Annotated in this window: 16 protein-coding genes and 1 pseudogene; 1 reads left to right on the forward strand and 16 read right to left on the reverse strand. The window is 41.6% G+C overall.

The window, feature by feature from the left end; translation table 11 throughout:
* Position 1: 1 nt before the first annotated feature.
* The 12 genes and pseudogenes from ACQQ2I_RS17765 to ACQQ2I_RS17820 all read right to left on the reverse strand — a co-directional run bounded on the left by ACQQ2I_RS17765 (position 2) and on the right by ACQQ2I_RS17820 (position 14,481).
* A complete protein-coding gene (locus ACQQ2I_RS17765) occupies positions 2-559 on the reverse strand; it encodes a thioredoxin family protein (protein WP_431028089.1) in 558 nt (185 codons plus the stop codon).
* Between the two features lie 96 nt (positions 560-655).
* Positions 656-2,101 carry an Asp-tRNA(Asn)/Glu-tRNA(Gln) amidotransferase subunit GatB gene (gene gatB / locus ACQQ2I_RS17770; RefSeq protein ID WP_431028090.1) on the reverse strand — a complete coding sequence of 482 codons (1,446 nt, stop codon included), beginning with the start codon at positions 2,099-2,101 and terminating at the stop codon, positions 656-658.
* Positions 2,102-2,103: 2 nt separating this feature from the next.
* A complete protein-coding gene (gatA, locus tag ACQQ2I_RS17775; protein WP_431028091.1) occupies positions 2,104-3,567 on the reverse strand; it encodes an Asp-tRNA(Asn)/Glu-tRNA(Gln) amidotransferase subunit GatA in 1,464 nt (487 codons plus the stop codon).
* A 19-nt stretch (positions 3,568-3,586) separates the two neighbouring features.
* The gene (gatC, locus tag ACQQ2I_RS17780) at positions 3,587-3,877 is read right to left on the reverse strand and encodes an Asp-tRNA(Asn)/Glu-tRNA(Gln) amidotransferase subunit GatC (RefSeq protein WP_431028092.1); all 291 of its coding nucleotides are present in this window, start codon (positions 3,875-3,877) and stop codon (positions 3,587-3,589) included.
* Between the two features lie 309 nt (positions 3,878-4,186).
* Complete coding sequence (locus tag ACQQ2I_RS17785; RefSeq protein WP_431028093.1) at positions 4,187-5,356, reverse strand: CamS family sex pheromone protein; 1,170 nt, start codon at positions 5,354-5,356, stop codon at positions 4,187-4,189.
* A 15-nt stretch (positions 5,357-5,371) separates the two neighbouring features.
* Entirely contained in the window at positions 5,372-7,372 is a 2,001-nt protein-coding gene (gene ligA / locus ACQQ2I_RS17790) for an NAD-dependent DNA ligase LigA (RefSeq protein ID WP_431028094.1), read from the reverse strand.
* Between the two features lie 12 nt (positions 7,373-7,384).
* A complete protein-coding gene (locus ACQQ2I_RS17795) occupies positions 7,385-7,822 on the reverse strand; it encodes a hypothetical protein (protein ID WP_431028095.1) in 438 nt (145 codons plus the stop codon).
* Between the two features lie 732 nt (positions 7,823-8,554).
* A pseudogene (gene pcrA / locus ACQQ2I_RS17800) lies at positions 8,555-10,396 on the reverse strand (DNA helicase PcrA); the annotation flags it as partial.
* A gap of 38 nt (positions 10,397-10,434) precedes the next feature.
* Entirely contained in the window at positions 10,435-11,127 is a 693-nt protein-coding gene (locus tag ACQQ2I_RS17805; RefSeq protein WP_431028096.1) for a heptaprenylglyceryl phosphate synthase, read from the reverse strand.
* A gap of 221 nt (positions 11,128-11,348) precedes the next feature.
* Complete coding sequence (locus tag ACQQ2I_RS17810) at positions 11,349-11,669, reverse strand: YerC/YecD family TrpR-related protein (RefSeq protein WP_431028097.1); 321 nt, start codon at positions 11,667-11,669, stop codon at positions 11,349-11,351.
* Between the two features lie 18 nt (positions 11,670-11,687).
* Entirely contained in the window at positions 11,688-12,731 is a 1,044-nt protein-coding gene (locus ACQQ2I_RS17815; RefSeq protein ID WP_431028098.1) for a DUF3048 domain-containing protein, read from the reverse strand.
* 19 nt (positions 12,732-12,750) lie between these two features.
* Positions 12,751-14,481, reverse strand: coding sequence for an adenine deaminase C-terminal domain-containing protein (locus ACQQ2I_RS17820; protein WP_431028099.1), 1,731 nt, complete (start codon positions 14,479-14,481; stop codon positions 12,751-12,753).
* A gap of 219 nt (positions 14,482-14,700) precedes the next feature.
* On the opposite strand from ACQQ2I_RS17820, the gene ACQQ2I_RS17825 reads away from it, so the two are divergent.
* Positions 14,701-14,922, forward strand: a complete 222-nt coding sequence (locus tag ACQQ2I_RS17825) for a YgaP-like transmembrane domain (protein ID WP_431028100.1) — start codon at positions 14,701-14,703, stop codon at positions 14,920-14,922.
* A gap of 86 nt (positions 14,923-15,008) precedes the next feature.
* Here ACQQ2I_RS17825 and purD read toward each other — a convergent pair whose 3' ends face one another.
* From purD to purM, 4 genes are all read right to left on the reverse strand, one after another.
* The gene (purD, locus tag ACQQ2I_RS17830; RefSeq protein WP_431028101.1) at positions 15,009-16,259 is read right to left on the reverse strand and encodes a phosphoribosylamine--glycine ligase; all 1,251 of its coding nucleotides are present in this window, start codon (positions 16,257-16,259) and stop codon (positions 15,009-15,011) included.
* A 492-nt stretch (positions 16,260-16,751) separates the two neighbouring features.
* On the reverse strand, positions 16,752-18,287 hold the full coding sequence (gene purH / locus ACQQ2I_RS17835) for a bifunctional phosphoribosylaminoimidazolecarboxamide formyltransferase/IMP cyclohydrolase (RefSeq protein ID WP_431028102.1): 1,536 nt from the start codon (positions 18,285-18,287) through the stop codon (positions 16,752-16,754).
* A gap of 111 nt (positions 18,288-18,398) precedes the next feature.
* Positions 18,399-18,962 carry a phosphoribosylglycinamide formyltransferase gene (gene purN / locus ACQQ2I_RS17840; protein WP_431028104.1) on the reverse strand — a complete coding sequence of 188 codons (564 nt, stop codon included), beginning with the start codon at positions 18,960-18,962 and terminating at the stop codon, positions 18,399-18,401.
* Complete coding sequence (gene purM / locus ACQQ2I_RS17845) at positions 18,962-20,017, reverse strand: phosphoribosylformylglycinamidine cyclo-ligase (RefSeq protein WP_391374781.1); 1,056 nt, start codon at positions 20,015-20,017, stop codon at positions 18,962-18,964. The genes purN and purM overlap by 1 nt, the downstream gene beginning before the upstream one ends.
* Positions 20,018-20,022 lie beyond the last annotated feature (5 nt).

Below are 20,022 nucleotides of genomic sequence, written 5' to 3' on the forward strand. Positions count from 1 at the left end.
TCTATACTAACGCCGCTGTCACTTGTTTTTTGAAATCTTCATAAACATACGACCAAAGCTTTTGATTGCTTGCGTATTGCTGAAGTAAATTCTTATATAGATCCTTTTGTGCTTCCTCAAAGGTTGGGTCGTCCTTCTGTGGTAGACCCGCTCGCGCCTCTTCTACCATCTGCTGTAATTCAGGTGCACGTGGTCCCCATTTCGAGACAATTTCCCCTGCTTCATTTAACAATAAGTAAATCGGTATCGCCCGTCCACCATTCGTTAAATGGCGATCAATTAACTCAGTATCCGCATCACGAAGAGCTGTACGCATCTCCATGTCTGCTGCTTCTGCTACTTTTCGGATAATCGGGTTGTTCAGCATCGCATCGCCGCACCAATCTTCGGTAATCGTTAAAATGTGCAGATTTTTTTCCTTTAAGCGCTGAATGAAATCGTCATTTGATACGTCAAATTGCTGATAAATCGCCATGCTTTGTTCTTTGAATTGCGACATATTGTCCATATAACTTGCAATCGATATCGCTTCGTCAAAATATTGTTGTTCTGTTTTCACGTGAAATCCCCCCTACTGTTATTCATTATAAACAATCTTTCATTTTTAGAGAAAGAAAAAGAACAGTCACGATTGCTCGTCACTGTTCTTTCATCATTAACGTTTGTTGATTTCTTCTAAAAGAATTTGGTTTGTTAATTGTGGGTTTGCTTGACCTTTAGACGCTTTCATAATTTGACCAAGAAGCGCTTTTAATGCACGCTCTTTTCCGTCTTTATAGTCTGCTACTGATTTTTCATCGTTATCTAAAGCTTGTGTAACAAAGCCGCGGATCACTTCTGGATCAGAGATTTGTACTAAGCCTTTTTCTTTCACGATTTTCGCAGCATCGCCACCGTTTGTTACTAACTCCGTGAATACTTTCTTCGCAATTTTAGAAGAGATTGTACCGTCAGAAATTAATTTCACCATGCCTGCAAGGTTTTCTGGTGTTAACGCTGTTTCACTAATTTCTTTTTGCTCTGCATTTAAGTAAGCAGAAACGTCACCCATTAACCAGTTGGCAGAAAGTTTCGCATCTGCACCAGCTACTACCATTGCATCAAAGAAGTCTGAGATCTCTTTGTTAATAACAAGTACTGCAGCATCGTAAGCTGTTAAGCCAAGCTCTGCTTCGTAGCGTACTTTACGAGCATCCGGAAGCTCTGGAATCGACGCTTTAATACGTTCAACCCACTCATCCGAAATCGAAAGACGTACTAAATCTGGCTCTGGGAAGTAACGGTAATCGTCTGTTCCTTCTTTTACACGCATCAGGATTGTTTTACCTGTTTTCTCATCAAAACGGCGTGTTTCTTGCTCAATCACACCACCAGCCATTAATACTTCTGCTTGGCGGATTTCTTCGTGCTCTAAGCCTTTACGTACGAAGTTGAATGAGTTTAAGTTTTTCAGCTCTGTTTTTGTACCGAATTCTTCTTGACCATAAGGACGTAAAGAAATGTTCGCATCACAACGTAGAGAACCTTCTTCCATTTTACAGTCAGAAACGCCTGTATATTGGATAATCGATTTTAGTTTTTCAAGGTATGCATACGCTTCGTCTGGTGTGCGGATGTCTGGCTCTGAAACGATCTCAACAAGTGGTGTACCTTGACGGTTGAAGTCTACTAATGAATAGCCATCACCATGTGTTAATTTACCTGCATCTTCTTCCATGTGAAGACGTGTAATACCGATTTTTTTTGTGTAGCCTGGTGTTTCACCTTTAGCTGGAATTTCGATTTCAATCCAGCCGTTTTTCCCGATTGGCTTATCAAATTGAGAAATTTGGTATGCTTTCGGATTGTCTGGATAGAAGTAGTTTTTACGATCGAATTTTGTTTCTTGCTCGATTTCCATGTTTAAAGCAAGAGATGCTTTCATCGCGAAATCTACAACGTTTTTATTTAACACAGGTAATACACCTGGGTAACCAAGGTCGATTACTGTTGTGTTTGTATTTGGCTCAGCACCAAAGTGATTTGGTGAAGATGAGAAGATTTTTGAGTTTGTTTTTAACTCAACGTGTACTTCTAAACCAACGACTGTTTCAAAGTTCATGATTATTTCCCCTCCCATAGAGCTGGAGTTTGCTTATGGAAGTCTGTTGCTTGCTCATAAGCATATGCTGCACGGTAAATTGTTTCTTCATCGAAGTGTTTACCGATAATTTGTAAGCCTAGTGGTAAACCGTTTTCGAAGCCACATGGAATCGAAATCGCTGGTACACCTGCTAAGTTGATTGGAATTGTTAAAATATCGTTTGCGTACATTGTTAATGGATCATTTACGTTTTCACCGATTTTGAATGCTGGTGTTGGCGCAGTTGGTCCAATAATCACATCATAATCCTCGAACACTTTGTCGTAATCTGCTTTGATTAATGTACGAACTTGTTGTGCTTTTTTGTAGTATGCATCGTACGTTCCTGCTGATAAAGAGTATGTACCAAGCATGATACGACGTTTTACTTCATCACCGAAGCCTTGCGCACGTGTTTCTTTGTAAAGCTCCATTAAGTTTTTCACGCCTTCAGCACGGAAGCCGTAACGGATACCGTCGAAGCGAGAAAGGTTTGATGATGCTTCTGAAGATGAAAGAATGTAGTAAGCAGCTAGTGCATATTTAGAGTGTGGAAGAGATACTTCTTCTACTGTTGCACCTAGTGATTTTAATACTTCTAATGCATCTAGCACAGACTGACGTGCTGCTTCGCCAACGCCTTCGCCAAGGAATTCTTTTGGTACAGCGATACGAAGACCTTTAATGTCGCCGTTTAGCGCTTCTGCGTAGTTCGGTACTGGTACGTTTGCTGAAGTAGAGTCGTGTTCATCCACACCAGAAATCGCTTCTAATAGTAAAGCATTGTCACGTACATTGCGTGTAATTGGTCCGATTTGGTCCAGTGAAGATGCGAATGCGACTAAACCAAAACGAGATACACGACCGTATGTAGGCTTCATCCCTACAACACCACAGTATGCTGCTGGTTGGCGGATTGAACCACCTGTATCTGAACCAAGTGAGAATGGTACTTCACCTGCTGCTACAGCTGCTGCCGATGCACCTGAAGAACCGCCTGGTACGTGATTTAAATGCCAAGGATTTTTTGTTGTTTTGTATGCTGAGTTTTCGTTAGAAGAACCCATCGCAAATTCGTCCATGTTTAATTTACCGATTGTCACCATACCTGCTTCACGCAGTTTTTTCACAACCGTTGCATCGTAAATTGGCATGAAGCCTTCTAAAATTTTAGAAGCACATGTTGTTTCTAAGCCTTCTGTTACGATATTATCTTTTACCCCGATTGGAAGACCGAAAAGTGGTCCACGCTCTTCAAAAGGTACTTGATCTAATTCAGCCGCTTGTGCTGTTGCTTGCTCTTTATTTAATGCTAAAAACGCTTGTACATCGCCGTCTAGTGTTTCTACACGGTCGAATGCTTCTTTTGTTAACTCAGCGATTGTTAGTTCACCGTTATGTAGGCTTTCTTGCAATTCTTTCGCTGAACGCTCAAATAATGTCATGCGGTGCGCCTCCTATTGATTAGTCTAAAATTGATGGTACTTTTACTTGACCAGCTTCTTGCTCTTTTACGTTTAACATCATTTGTTCGTGCGGTAGACCATTGCCTGCTACGTCTTCACGTAGTACGTTAACAAGTGGTAACACGTGTGATGTCGGTTCAACGTTTGTCGTATCTAGCTCATTTAGCTGCTCTGCAAAGTCTGTAATCTTTCCTAGTTGTTCAGCAAATTTTTCTGCTTCTTCCTCAGTAATTGCCAGTCGTGCTAAATGCGCTACGTGCTTTACTTCTTCTTTTGTTAATTTTGCCATGTTTACACCTCCAAATATAGAAAACATATCCGCTAAAAATCAGCGAGGAACATATCTTATCTTAGCGAATATTTCACATACTGCCTCCATTACAGAAACATGTATTACTTTTATTTATAAAGTTAGGCTCAATCAGATAACCACGCCCATAATGATACCATTTTTGATTTTAAAAATCACAATTTTGTTCAAAATTCCACAAACTACAACGAATGTCGGTCGTATAATTGTCAATTTGTTACTTTACAGCATGAAAGGAGTCATCTCACACGATTATGAGACAACTCCTTTGAGCAATTAGTCGACACATTAATCATAAATATGAACGAACGGCTCATCCTTATTTGCTTCTTTTTTAATGAGCGCTTCCGCTCCGTTTGATGATGTGATTGTTACTGTAGTTTGTACATCCCTCGGTAAATACTTCAGCATCGTGCCTGTTAAATATTGCGTAAAACCAATAATTTCTGTTGTCCCATAAAACTGAATCGGTACTTCAATATTCAATTTCGCTAATCCATTATTTTGATAGAATCCCGTGCCAATTACACTTGTAAAATTGGAGAAGTATTTATCAATATCGTGTTTGAATTTTTGGAAGTCATCATTCGCTTCACGGTAAATGTCTTGAGGTGAAGACATCGGGAATGTCACGTATTTTTCATTAATACTTGTCCAGTCTCCTAGATTCGATGAATTAGTATCTGCTACGTTATAAGCAAAATACGTACCTGGCACGATTGCATTACGTTCTTCTTGCTTAAACAATCCGATAAAAATCGGCACATCTGCAAGCTCTGAGCGTTGGCGTAAGCGATTGACTACCTCTTGTGCCAGCTCTTTTCCAACCTTCTCTAACACTGCGTCATCAATCTTTTGCTCATAGTATTCACCGTATTGCTCTTTTTGATAATAATAAATTGAATTTAATGCTAGGCCGATCGAAATCCCGCCAAGCGTTACTTTATTTTCATCTGTTTTTTTCAAATAGTTTTGCTCGACTAAATGCGCTAAATAAACCGGTGCTTTTTCGGCTTTGACAACGGCATCTAGTTCATTGCCACTTGCATCTAGACTGGACGGATTTAAGCCGCGATATTCAGGTCCTTTATCCGTCGTTTGATTTTCCCTCGCTAACCAGTAACGAACTGTTTCTTCTGAAAGGTATTGCCCCTCTTGGAAATAGTAATCATCTGTATTAAATTCGTTTTGCGAAAGGCGCATAAGCCCGGTTTCCACTTCATTCATATCGTACTTTGTATAAATATTGGAGACCACTAAGCCACGGCTTGCACTTTCTTTATATGGAACTAATGTTTTATAATAATGATCGCTTAATGGAAGATTTGGGATAATCGTTGTTTCAACTTCAGCTTGATCGGATTCCTGTACGACTTCTTCATCTGGATTAATAGATGGTGTACAGCCTGCTAGCATTACGCCTGCTACGATTGCTGAAATCCAGCGAAATCGCTTCATGGTAGGTAAACCCCTTTACTGTTGTAAATTTTCGATTAGACGGTTTTCATCCCAAATTTCAATACCTAGGCTTTGTGCTTTTTCAAGTTTCGAGCCGGCATCTTCACCTGCAATGACCAAGTCTGTTTTCTTGCTTACAGAGCCTGCTACAGTGCCGCCTAACTCTTCTATTTTCGCCTTTGCTTCGTTGCGTGTCAATTGGGCAAGTTTTCCTGTTAGGACAATCATTTTCCCCGCAAACGGGTTCGTGCCCGCCTCCACGACAACCTTTTTCCCTTTATACATCATATTGACACCCATATCTTTGAGGCGTGCCATTAAGGTTTGTACTTCTTCATTGGCAAAATAGGAGACGATCGACTGGGCCATTTTATCGCCAATTTCGTGAATGTTTGTTAAATCCACTACATCCGCTTTCATAAGTGCATCCATCGTTTCGTATTCAGCGGCTAAAATTTTCGCCGCCTTTTCCCCTACATGGCGAATTCCTAAGCCAAATAATAGGCGCTCTAATGAATTGTCTTTTGATTTTTCTAGTGCTTCTACTAAGTTTGTCGCTGATTTTGTTCCCATTCGCTCAAGTTGCACAAGTTGGTCGACTTGAAGTAAGTAAAGGTCTGCCACATTCGTAATATAGCCTTCACGCAGTAGCTGTTCCACAACTTTTTCACCTAAACCATCGACATTCATCGCATTTCGTGAGACAAAGTGTTTAATGCCTTCTGCTATTTGGGCTGGACAGGCGGGATTGACACAGCGTAGCGCTACTTCGCCGTCCACCCGAATGAGCTCACTATCACAAGCAATACATTCTGTTGGCATTTCATACGGCACCGCATCTGCTGGACGTTGTTCTAAAATGACGCCGACTACTTCTGGAATGATGTCGCCTGCTTTTCGAATAATGACCGTATCGCCAATGCGGATGTCTCTTTCACGAATTAAGTCTTCATTATGAAGCGACGCACGGCTCACTGTCGTTCCCGCTACTTGGACAGGCGCTAAAATGGCCGTTGGTGTAATGACCCCTGTGCGACCAACTGTTAAATCAATGTCGACTAGTTTTGTTGTTACTTCTTCGGCAGGGAATTTATACGCGATCGCCCAGCGCGGACTTTTCGCTGTATAGCCTAGTTCATCTTGATGGGCAAAGCGGTTTACTTTAATGACGATGCCATCAATTTCATATGGTAAATTTGGTCTTGCTTCCGTCCACTTATTAATAAACGCCATGACATCATCAATTGTTGCACAAGCTAGACGCTCACGATTGGATGGCAAGCCTAGTTTCTCTAAATAATCGAGCATCTCCCCATGTGAGTCGATGCCATAGCTTTCACCGTCTCCTCCTATCGAATAAATGAATGTCGATAAGTGACGACTTGCTGCAATTTTAGGGTCTAATTGACGCAATGAACCTGCTGCTGCATTACGCGGATTCGCAAATAATTCTTCGCCTTTTTCAGCACGTGCTGCATTTAAACGTTCAAATGATTTTTTCGGCATATAGGCTTCGCCGCGCACTTCAATCGTTACAGATTCTTTTAAACGAAGAGGAATCGCTCGAATCGTTTTTAAATTAGCTGTAATGTCTTCACCGACAACCCCGTCCCCACGTGTTGCTCCTTGTACAAAACGCCCTTCCTCGTAGCGAAGGGAAATGGCTAAGCCGTCAATTTTCAATTCGCATACGTACGAAAAGTGATCACCGATTGCTTGACGAATTTTACGGTCAAAGTCGCGCAAATCCGCTTCATTAAATGCATTGGAGAGGCTTAGCATTGGATAATTATGTGTTACTTTTTTGAAGCCCTCTAGTACTGCTCCACCGACACGCTGCGTGGGCGAATCAGGATAAATAAGGGTTGGATTTGCTTCTTCTAATGCGATGAGCTCGTGTAGTAGCTGATCATACATAGCATCTGGCACAAGTGGCTTATCTAATACGTAATAGGCATAGCCATACTCGTGCAATAATTGATTTAACTCCGCAATACGCTGTTCGATTTCGTTCATATAATACCTCCATTACGCCTTTGTGATTGGCGCTAAACTTGCCAGTAATTTTTTAATACCAGCGTTCGGGAATGCTACTTTTAACTCTAATTCATCCCCTTCACCACTCACGCCAACGACCATGCCTGTACCAAAGGCTTTATGTTCTACCTTATCGCCGATTTTCCAATCAAGTGCAGCAGCACCTGTTGGCTTTGGACGTGTGACAGGTGGTATTTTTTGTACATTCCCTTGTGTACGTGCATATGGTGCGCGGTCGTAACTATTGCGGCTTGCGCCAAATGGCATTGCGCTTTGCGTACGACTTCCCGCTTTTGAAACATGCTCTAAAATATCCGATGAAATTTCGTTGATAAACCGTGAAGGGGCATTATAGCTTGAACGCCCAAAAATCGTACGAGACTGCGCACACGTTAAATACAGACGCTCTTCTGCTCGCGTCGTGCCCAATGGTGATAGGTAAGCCTTTTGAAGTGATCTCCAGCTTTTCCCCCACCCCACACCGTGCATGCGAGTTTCCCCGCACACGGCGTTCCATCTAATCATCAATAGTCAATTTATCGCCCTCTTTCCACATGGGATAGCGATTACTATTGATGTTAGACTTGGGGCCTTCCCTCCACTTCCATTACAGAAGCTTCAACAGTACTACGCCCCTACTGACTCCCCTATTCATGCCCTTTCATGCAATTTGCAATCCCCAAGCGATTACTAAACGTTAGGGGTCTCAAACGTTCCGATATTACTAGGTATATAACTGTACTTAGGTTCCACCTTTATCCCGACTATATCTTTTCAGTAGAACAACCCATTAGTTCTATCCATCAGAATCCCATACGATAAATCCTTTGGAATATAGTTAATTAGACAACATTTCTATTGCCCGCTCTACGAGACGTACATTCAGTGATTCGTCATTAAATTCTTAAATCCTAACCGTATACAGCTACCCAGCCCGCACCATGTTCACAGTATGTTTAACCTTTCCTCAGCTTGACCTGTTAGGGCTACTTAGCGCGACTTCACCCAACTTCACACAACCTGTTACCAGTGTTGCATGTGGGAGTATTAGCTTCCATCTAGTCACGGAGATTATTTGGGTTCTCCGCCGTGGTGTCGTAATATCAGTTGTTGCTAGTAAAATTTCTACTAGCCCTGCCAATCCTTCGCGGTTTACGCGATTTCTGACAAACGTTTCATACCATAAGCAAGGCGACGCTCTTCTTCCATTTCTTCAGGGTCTTCTAATGTTCGAGAATGTGGGAAAATATTTTCCTCCATCCCGATAATGAAAACAACTGGGAATTCAAGCCCCTTCGCAGCATGCATTGTCATTAAAATGATTGCACCTTCATTTTGCAATTCTTCCTCGTCTATCTTATCGATGTCTGCAATCAGTGCTAAATCCGTTAGGAAGGCGATAAGTGATTGGTCCTCACTGCGCTCCTCAAACGCTTGTGTCACCGTTAAAAATTCCTCGATATTTTCAAGACGGCTTTCTGCTTCGATGGACTTTTCATTTTTCAACATCGTACGGTAGCCAGTTCGTTCAAGTACTTCTTCTACAAGCTCCGTTACCGTTAGTTCCTGTTGACGCGCTGTTAAATCACTAATCATCGCATAAAAATACTCTGCAGAAGCGGCCGCTTTCCCTGTTAAGCCGATAAATACAAGTTCACGCATCGCATCGAAAATCGAACGGTCTTGCTCGATGGCATAGCGTGCTATTTTTTCAAACGATGTTGCCCCAATACTACGTTTCGGTTCATTAATAATACGTGCGAGTGACAAATCATCATCATTGTTGGCAATTAAACGAAGGTAAGCAAGGATGTCTTTAATTTCTTTACGGTCATAGAATTTCGTACCGCCGACGATTTGATAGCTCATATTCGATTTAACGAGCACTTCCTCCATCACACGTGATTGCGCATTTGTCCGATAAAGAACGGCAAAATCGCCTGGCTTACGACCTTCTTTTTCGATTAAGCGTTGAATCGTACCCGCAACAAATTGTGCTTCTTCTTGCTCGTTATACGCTTTATAGTAAACAATCTTTTCGCCTTCAGGGTTGTCCGTACGCAATTGTTTCGGATAGCGGCTTGTATTTTTTTCGATAATATCGTTGGCGGCCTGTAAAATGCGCTTTGTCGAGCGGTAATTTTGCTCAAGCATAATGGCTTTTGCATCTTTGTAGTCTTTTTCAAACGATAAAATATTCGTGATATCTGCCCCGCGCCAGCGATAAATCGATTGATCCGAATCCCCTACAACGCAAATATTTCGGAATTTGCGGGCTAATAGTTTTACAAGTAGATATTGGGATTTATTGGTATCTTGATACTCATCCACGTGGATATAGTGGAATTTGTTTTGATAGTATTCTAGTACATCTGGGGCTTCTTCGAATAGACGAATCGTCATCATGATTAAGTCATCGAAATCTAATGAAGAATTGAGCTTTAGACGCTTTGTATAGCCTTCATACACCTGTGCCACGATGCGCTCAAATGGATTGCCTTCATTCATATTCGCTTTAAAGCCATCGACTGTCATGCAGTCATTTTTAGCGGAACTAATTACATTTAAAATCGCCCGTGGATCATATTTTTTCGGGTCAATATTGTATTCTTTTAATAAATTTTTCACGACTGTGAGCTGGTCACTTGAATCTAAAATGGAAAAGCTTTTCGAATAGCCAAGTCGGTCGATATTGCGACGTAAAATCCGTACACACATCGAGTGGAATGTGGAAACCCACATACTTTCACACGTACCGTTTCCTAAAATACCATCGATTCGTTCACGCATTTCGCGCGCTGCTTTATTCGTAAACGTAATCGCTAAAATTTTCGATGGATATACTTCCTTCTCCACGACTAAATAAGCAATACGATGTGTAAGCACGCGTGTTTTCCCTGAGCCGGCCCCTGCCATAATAAGCAAAGGACCTTCTGTTGTTTGTACTGCTTCTTGTTGCTGCGGATTCATCCCTACAAGAAGATTTCTTGAGATTTGTTCCATACTGCACCACCTTAATCAAACATTTGTTCTTATTTTAGTTATAACACAACAGACTTTACTGCTTCAACTGTTTTCAAAGCGGCTTTTAAGTCGTCATAAATAATGTTACCGACAACAACTGTATCCGCTACACGTGCCATCTCTGTCGCTTGCGCTTCGGATGTGATCCCGCCGCCATAAAATAGTTTTGTTTCTTCGAGTACATCTTTCACAGCACTCACTAATTGTGGATCTCCGTAAGCACCGCTATATTCCATATAAAAAATCGGCAGCTTAAAATACTTCTCCGCCATCCGTGCATACGCAATAACATCCTCTTCTGAAAGCTCTGTATTCGCATCTGTTACGTGTGCGACTTTGCAATCTGGGTTTAATATGCAATACCCTTCCGCTACAAGCTCTTCCCAAACCATAATATCCCCATACTCTTTAATCGCTTCATAGTGTAAATCCTTTACCCATTTCGTATCGCGACTATTTAATACAGACGGAATAAAGTAATAATCATAACCCGGTGTCACACATTCTGAATTGGAGATTTCTAATGCCACTGGTACCGAAAAACGGCGTACACGCACTAACATATCGAGTACATTGTCTAACGTGACACCATCTGTACCCCCTACCAAAATCACATCTGTGCCAGATTCACACACAAGCGCTAAATCCTCATCTGAAATGTCCTTTGCCGGATCAATTTTAAACACATGTCGCCATTGTAAATACTCCATGTTATTCCCACCTCATTCGTTATTTTGTTTTCAGTATAGCAAAGAAAAAAGTTCGAACGACACATCTGCGTCAAACTTAGAATTTCCGCTTAAAAAAACACAACTCGCGCTATAAGGGCGCGAGTTGATGTCTTTTCTTATGTGGCGTTCGTTCAAAACGGATATTCCCCTATCCGCTAACAACTGAGCTGCAACGGCACAGCCTTTTAAACGAGTAAATATTATTTACTGCGATCGCTAAACGGCTTTTCCTCTGGATATAAACGACCTAGCATTTCATCATACGTATCGTTCCCGTAATCAAAGCAACGACGCACGCGAGAAATGGTAGCTGTTGAAGCACCTGTTTCCTTTTTAATCGTTTCATATGTTTTCTTTAAGCGCAATAAATGCGCTACTTCAAAACGTTGTGATAACGACTGAATCTCGCTGATCGTGCATAAATCGTCAAAGAACTTATAGCACTCTTCTAAATCTTTTAGTTCTAATACTGCTTTAAATAATTGATCTGTTTGATGTCCACGGATTTTTTCGATTTGCATACTCTCACCCTTCCCAAGTTATTCGGAATACGTTACGCTCGAAGTCAGCCCTGGTGATGTTGGTACAAAGTGAACCCATGTTTGCCCTGCGACAAGTTGCACTTCACTGCCATCCTGTTCAACTGCTACAAGCAGACCGTCTCTATTTTCCCAGTTCACTTCACGGAGCATGCCTTGCTGTGCAACATACGCTCTACCGCCTGATGTGATATCTATATCTCTTCTACCTTCGCTATCAATTACACGATGCGCCATCTCAAAGAATAACACATTTGATAGCTCTACCGGCTCACCTGTTAAATGATCTACTGTCACCGTATTCGTTACTGTCCTTGTATACGTCTGTTTCTCTACGTCGTACGTATACACACTATTAAACGAACCGTTGTTATTATAATTCATTTTCACTTCGTTAGCATTCTTTCCTATTTTAACACTATCTTGTTCTTCATAAAATGAATATGATACTTTTTTTTGATACAGTAACGAAGCACCCACTTTTTCTGCTGCAGCTGTTACATTTTCTCCTGACATATAGGAATTATGCGGCGCTTTTCGTTCGCTCGAGCGTTGGAATAAAGTCCCATCATACGCCATGCCATTGATATTATCGACCACACCACTTGTTAACATCGCCTTTGCTTCTGGACTATACCCATGTGCAATATAAAAGGCATCGAGTCCCTTCGCCATATCGATGAAGTAGGAACGGGCGCTACGAATGGGCCCAATCGTTGTTGGGATTTGGGATTGATATAGCGCTAGCAGACGCGTAACATCGCCCTCTGCTAGCATTTCATATACCACATCTGCATATGCAATTCCTGACTGTGGACGTGCATCAGGATGATTATTAATCGTTACTAAAATAGGACGTAGAAATGACTCTTCTGCCACTTTTTCCCCTGTAAATGGCATTGTATATGGTAATTCTTCTACCTCTACTTCTTCTATCTCTTCGGGCTCGGCTGAAGCCGGTGCACCATTTTCTACCTCATCTTTATTACAAGCAGCTAATAATAGCGCTGCACACACAACAAACATCACTCTCTTTTTAGTCATTTCCCTCTAGCTCCTTTTGTTAGCGCATTACAGACGGCAACATGACCGTATTTTTCATCACATCAAAAATGCCCCGCGGCGTAACGCGAATATATGGTAAATGTGTGGATTGTAAAAATAGCAGTGTATAAATCGCATCAGAATGTTGGTAGCCACGAGCACGTAACGCTTCTTTTAACGCGATTTCTTTTTCGATTAGGTGCTCCACTGGACCGTTAGACATTGTACCAGCAATTGGGAGTGGTATACTTGCCACAACCTCTCCATCTTCTACGAGCACAATGCCACCATTCATATTTTTTATTTCGCAAAATGCTTGTTTAATATCGGCAATGCTTTTCCCAATTAAAATCAAATCTCCGGTATTAGAATAAGAAGAAGCAAAGCCTTTGACATGTGTATCAAATCCTTTAATCGTCGTATTGACACGCCACTTCCCATTGCGGTCAACAAGCATTAAATAACTTTCATTCTCACCTAGTGGTAATTCCTTTTTATGAGCGGGAACTTTTGCACTATATGGTTTTGTAATGACATCATTGACCATTTCAATCCCAATCGGCATTGAGAACTGGAAATCATCATCTTGTAAATCGAAGTGAATGTTCAAATCGCCCAGTATAGACCAGTCCATTTCAGGGAATGTATACACTTGCTCGCCGTCTCGTTTTAGCCAAACCCCTTTCGATAAAACTGACTCTGGCTGCGGTGTGAATTCGTCTTTTAAAATATTGAGTGTCGCATATCGCCCTGTTGCAATCATGCCATGTAAACTCGCCATGTTATAGTAGCGCGCTACATTATAACTTGCCATTTGGTACGCATCAATCGGATTGACCCCAACATCCAGTGCGACTTGGATACATTTATCCATCACACCATCTCGGTGGAAGCTTGGTGTCGAGCCGTCTGTCGTCATCATTAAATGATCAAAAATATGGAGTTCTTTTTCTAAAATCCCTTTCAATAGATTTGGTAAATCCGGACGAATCGATGAATGACGAAGCGTTACTTTAATCCCGTGTTGAATCCGTTTGACTACTTCATCTGCTGTCATCGCTTCATGATCCCCATCTGCCCCGAAAAGGCGCATTTTAACAAGTGTACGTTCAGATGCACCTGGGAAGTGCCCTTCGATTTTTTTCCCTTTATGTTTAGCTGATTGAATCCAGTAGAGCATTTGGTCATCTCCGCGCAGAAGACGCGGCCAACCTGTTAGCTCCCCCCCAAGTAATACATCGTGACGCTCTAGCCACTCTAGTACAGATTCGTTCGAGAAAATGTCTTCTTCATGCTCTAGCTCTGTTTGCGAATCAAACCGGCTCCACCAGTAAAACGAGAAAGGTAGTTGGTTTAATTTGTCTATCATTGAAAACGCTTTCTTATTTTGTGATATTAAAACAAATGACATATTATCTGAAAGAAACGTTGTTGTTCCTGTTTGTCCTGCAAATTCTGCAAATGAATGCGGATTATATAACTGGTACGGGTGCACATGCGGCTCAATATATCCCGGTACAATCGTTTTTCCTGCAACATCTACCATTTCAGTACCTTGCACATTTGATGGTAGTTCTTCTCCTACATACACGATACGATCATTTAAAATCCAAATGTTCCCTGTCATCCATTGTTTAAACATACTGTGCAAGTAACGTGCATTTTTTAACACAATATTCGGTGCTAATTTACCATCGATTACTGCTACTTGATCACGAATATTTTTTATCTTCCACTTAATTTCAGGCATAATGCACACTCCTCTCAATCTCTATCTCGCGTATAGTCAATACAGATAAGCACATACTACGAATGCTTTTTGCTGGATATACGACTTTATCGTAACATAGCACTTTCATAAAGCAAAGTATTTCATAGGGATTATTTTAGTGTATAGGAAAATATAACCTTTTCTAGATTTTAGGGAATATATGACACCATTTTATATGTTTTAGAAGGAGGTGATTGTATGCTTTCACAAAATATTTCTGAGCAAAATGCCTTTATGCGTATGACATGTGGCATTGCCCTTGCCTGTTTCGGCACAGCCCGTATCGCTCGTAATCCGAATTGCCTCATGGGGAAGATGATGATTATGGCGGGTGCGATGAAAGTCGCTGAAGGGTATTATCAGTATTGCCCGGTGGTGGCATTAGTAGCCGATAAAAATGAAGAAGAAATGTATTACTAATAGGATGCACCAAAAAGTGGGGTGTTCCGAAAGCTTTTACTTTCGGAACACCCCTTTACTTGTTGAGCAATATTTATTGATTCTTGTTATTTAAACGTACGCCAGCCGATGTCTTTACGGAAGAAGAAGTTTGTCCATTCTTTCTTCGCTAGCTCAGCGTATACTTTTTCTTGTGCTGCTTTTAAGTCGTCTGCTTTCGCGGCCACTAATAACACGCGGCCACCGTTCCCGACAAATTGACCGTCCACTTGTTTTGTGCCTGCATGATAGACAGGTAACCCGATATCTGAAAGCTCCGGTAGTGGATTGCCTTTTTCTACATCCCCTGGATAACCTTCAGCCGCTACGACAACACCTAACATTGCTTCGTTATGCCATTGTAGGTCGAAGTATTTTTCTTCCATTAATGCTGTCATAAATAAACCAAAGTCTGACGCCATACGTGGTAAAACGACCTGTGTTTCAGGATCACCGAAGCGCGCGTTAAACTCGATTACTTTAGGACCTTTTGGTGTTAAGATTAACCCTGCATACAGAATCCCTGTAAACGACACACCTTCTTCTTCCATCGCTTTGACTGTTGGTTCTACGATTTCGATGTAAGCACGTGATACCATTTCTTGTGAAATTTGTGGTACTGGTGAATAGGCACCCATCCCACCTGTGTTTGGTCCTTGGTCGCCGTCATATGCACGTTTATGATCTTGCGCAATGACCATCGGGTAAATTTGCCCTTTATGTACAAATGACATAAATGAAAATTCTTCCCCGTCAAGGAATTCTTCAATTACTACACGTGATGAAGAATCACCAAAACGTTGGTTACCAATCATATCGTTGACTGCTTCGATCGCTTCTTCTTCTGTCATCGCGACAATTACACCTTTACCAGCTGCTAATCCATCCGCTTTGACAACGATTGGTGCACCTTGCGCTTGAATGTACGCAATCGCAGGCTCCGCTTCTGTAAATGTTTCATAAGCAGCTGTTGGGATATCGTATTTTTTCATAATTTCTTTTGCATAGGATTTAGAACCTTCAATTTGAGCTGCTGCTTGTGTTGGACCGAAGATTGTTAAACCTTCCGCTTGGAAATGATCAACAATACCAGCTGCAAGTGGTTGTTCCGGTCCTACGAACGTTAAGTCGATGGCATTTTCCTTTGCAAATGTAGTAAGCGCTGCAAAGTCTAACCCGTCGATTGCAACCACTTCTGCATCATGCTTCATCCCATCGTTACCTGGTGCAACGAATACTTTTTTTACTGATGGCGCCTCACTAAATTGCTTAGCGATTGCGTGCTCACGACCACCACTACCGATTACAAGAACTTTCATGAATAAAACCCTCCTACTGTTTTTATATTAAACTTTTCGTTAAAAAAAACGCTCGCCATATCTAGAATGAGGCGAGCGTTTTGTGCATTCTACAGTAACCTTTCAATAATCGTACCCGACCAAAATAGTCATGTTGAATAAGTTATTGTGTGAATGTTGCCGTTCTGCATCCCCCGACCAAAGTGGATGCATACTAAGCGGTCTATTTTAAATTAGCGTCATGTCCGGCCAAAGCCATGCGCTTTGCTCCATGTTCTTCCGGCCAGAAAGAACAAATGAAACAATTTCAAACGCTTCTGCTATTATCCGGCCAGAATAATAGCGAAACATTATTCTATTATAACGTGACTTACTTAAGAAAACTATTGTTTTTTACTTTGGGAGCAAGTGTTACCCAAATACCGGCGAAATTTAGTGATTTACCGGCGAATTTATCGGTTTTACCCGCGATTTTTTGAGGTTTACCCGCGAATTTGGGTGATTTACCCGCGATTAGTGTTTAAAGTGGCGAACACCTGTAAATACCATCGCAATACCATATTTATTTGCCATATCAATTGAATCTTGATCTTTAATCGAGCCGCCTGGTTGGATGATGGCTTTAATACCCGCTGCTGCCGCTGCTTCTACTGTATCGCCCATTGGGAAGAATGCGTCAGATGCAAGTGCTGCACCGTTTGCTTTTTCACCCGCTTGTTCGAAAGCGATTTTTGCTGCGCCTACGCGGTTCATTTGACCAGCACCAACACCAAGTGTCATTTGTGCATCAGATACAACGATGGCATTCGATTTCACATGTTTTACGACTGCCCAGCCAAGTTTTAATGCTTCCCACTCGGCTTCTGTTGGCTCGCGGTCTGTTACGACTTTAATGTCTGCATCAGCAAAGCCAAAGCGGTCTGGCTCTTGTACAAGTAAGCCACCTTCAACTGAAACAACATTGAATTTGTCTTGTTTTGCTTGTGCAAAATCAATTGTCATCAGACGAATGTTTTTCTTAGCTGTTAAAATATCAAGCGCTTCTTGTGTAAAGCTTGGTGCGATGATGATTTCTAAGAAAATACCTGAAAGCTTTTCAGCTGTTGCTTGATCTACTTCCATATTCAGTGCAATAATCCCACCGAAAATCGATGTTGGGTCTGCTTCATATGCTTTATTGAATGCTTCTTCGATTGTCACACCTGTACCAACACCACAAGGATTCATATGCTTCACTGCTACCGCTGCTGGCATTTCGAATTCTTTTACGATTTGAAGTGCAGCGTTTGCATCTTGAATGTTGTTGTAAGAAAGCTCTTTCCCGTGTAACTGTGTTGCATATGCGATTGAGAAATCAGAACCAAGACGTTTTGCATAAAACGCTGCTTTTTGGTGAGGGTTTTCACCGTAACGTAACGATTGTTTTAACTCATACGTTACTGTTAAGTTTTCTGGGAACTCTTCACCAATCGCTTCTGTTAAGTGGTTTGAAATGTACGAATCGTATGCCGCTGTATGACGGAATACTTTTGCTGCTAAACGACGACGTGTTTCAATCGTTGTCTTACCGTCTGCTTTTAACTCTTCTAGTACGCCTGCATAGTCGTTTGCATCTACAATTACTGTTACATAATCGTGGTTTTTCGCTGCTGAACGTAGCATTGTTGGGCCACCGATATCGATGTTTTCAATAGCATCGTCCCAAGATACGTTTGGCTTTGAAATGGTTTCAACGAATGGGTATAGGTTTACACAAACGATTTCGATTGGCTCAATGCCGTGCTCTTGCATTTGTGCTACGTGGCTTGGCTCATCAAATTTCCCTAATAATCCACCGTGAATCATTGGGTTTAATGTTTTGACACGACCATCTAAAATCTCTGGGAATTTTGTTACTTCGTCAACAGCCGTTACTGGTACGTTGTTATCTTGAAGCAATTTTTTTGTGCCGCCAGTTGAAAGAACTTCGTAGCCTAATGCCACAAGCTCTTTTGCAAAATCTAAAATACCCTCTTTATTCGAAACACTGATTAGTGCACGTTTAGTCACAATAACGTCCTCCAATATGTTATAAGCCGTAAAAGCTTTTATTGTCATTTTCGCAACAGACACTGTCTGCTGCTCCATTAAAAGTTAGTATACTAATAAACTAGTACATCATTAGCTAAATAAATGTTGTAATGTTTTTGTATAAAGTGCATGTTCTACTTGATGAATTCGTTCTTCTGTCGCTTCGCGGTTTCGGTCGACAACTTCTACCGCTGCTTGTGCGATGATAGGACCTGTATCCATGCCTGCATCTACATAGTGTACTGTCACACCTGTTATTTTCACCCCATGCTCCATCGCTTGCCCGATCGCATCTTTGCCAGGGAATGAAGGTAGTAAAGATGGGTGAATGTTAATAATGCGATTCGGATATGCAGTGAGTAGCACATCACTAACGAGACGCATATAGCCTGCTAGCACAACCCACTCCACATTACGCGCACGTAATTCAGCAATAATTGCCTCTTCATATGCTGCTTTTGATTCGAATGTTTTTGGTGCAAGCTCTAGCACTGGGATATTCAAGTTATTTGCACGTGTAACGACGTATGCACCTGGCTTATCTGTCACAACAAGCTCGATGCTTGCTTGTAAGTCTCCACGTTCAATCGCTTCTTGAATGGCTTGGAAGTTTGAGCCGCTTCCTGAAGCAAATACTGCAATTTTCGCCGTCATTACACTAAGCTCCCATCATGCTCACCATTGAAGACAACGCCTTCACCTTTTACAACACGACCAATTTTATATGCTTTTTCGCCGTTTGCTTCTGCAGCAGCGATTACTTTTTCTACATCTGATTCAGGCACAGCTACCACAAAACCAACACCCATGTTGAACACATTGTATAAGTCTTTGTCTGCTAACTGTCCTTTGTCTTTTAAGAATTCAAAGATGCGTAGTACTGGCCAAGAGCCTAAGTCGATTTCTGTTGCAAGTCCTGCTGGCATCATACGTGGTAAGTTTTCATAGAAGCCACCACCTGTAACGTGTGCACAACCATGTACATCGCCTGCTTTAAGCATAGCAAGCACTGGTTTTGCGTACAGCTTTGTCGGTACAAGTAACGCTTCACCGATTGGGCCTAAGTCTTCATAGCCTTCTACTACTTGATCGACTGCAAATTCATTATCCGCGAATACGATTTTACGCACTAATGAATAGCCATTTGAATGCACACCGCTTGAAGTAAGACCGATTAGTACATCACCTTCTACAATTTTTTCACCTGTAATGATGTCTGCTTTTTCACAAGCACCTACAGCAAAACCAGCTAAATCATATTCATCTTCCTCATAAAGACCAGGCATTTCTGCTGTCTCGCCACCGATTAAGGCTGCACCAGACTGCACACAGCCATCCGCTACACCTTTGACGATTTGCTCGATTTTAGCAGGCTCTGCTTTCCCTACTGCTACATAATCAAGGAAATAAAGTGGCTCTGCACCTTGTGCGACGATATCATTGACACACATTGCGACACAGTCGATCCCGATTGTGTCGTGTTTATCTACCATAAAAGCAAGCTTTAACTTCGTACCAACACCGTCTGTACCTGAAATAAGAACAGGTTCCTTTAAGTTTAACGTAGACAGGTCAAACATCCCGCCGAAGCCACCAAATGTCCCCATCACACCTAAACGATTTGTACGTTCAACATGTGATTTCATACGCTTCACTGCTTCATAACCCGCTTCAATATTTACCCCTGCTTGTTCATATGCTTTTGACATAAGCC

The sequence above is a fragment of the Lysinibacillus sp. LZ02 genome (assembly GCF_050613145.1).
Lineage (GTDB): Bacteria > Bacillota > Bacilli > Bacillales_A > Planococcaceae > Lysinibacillus_B.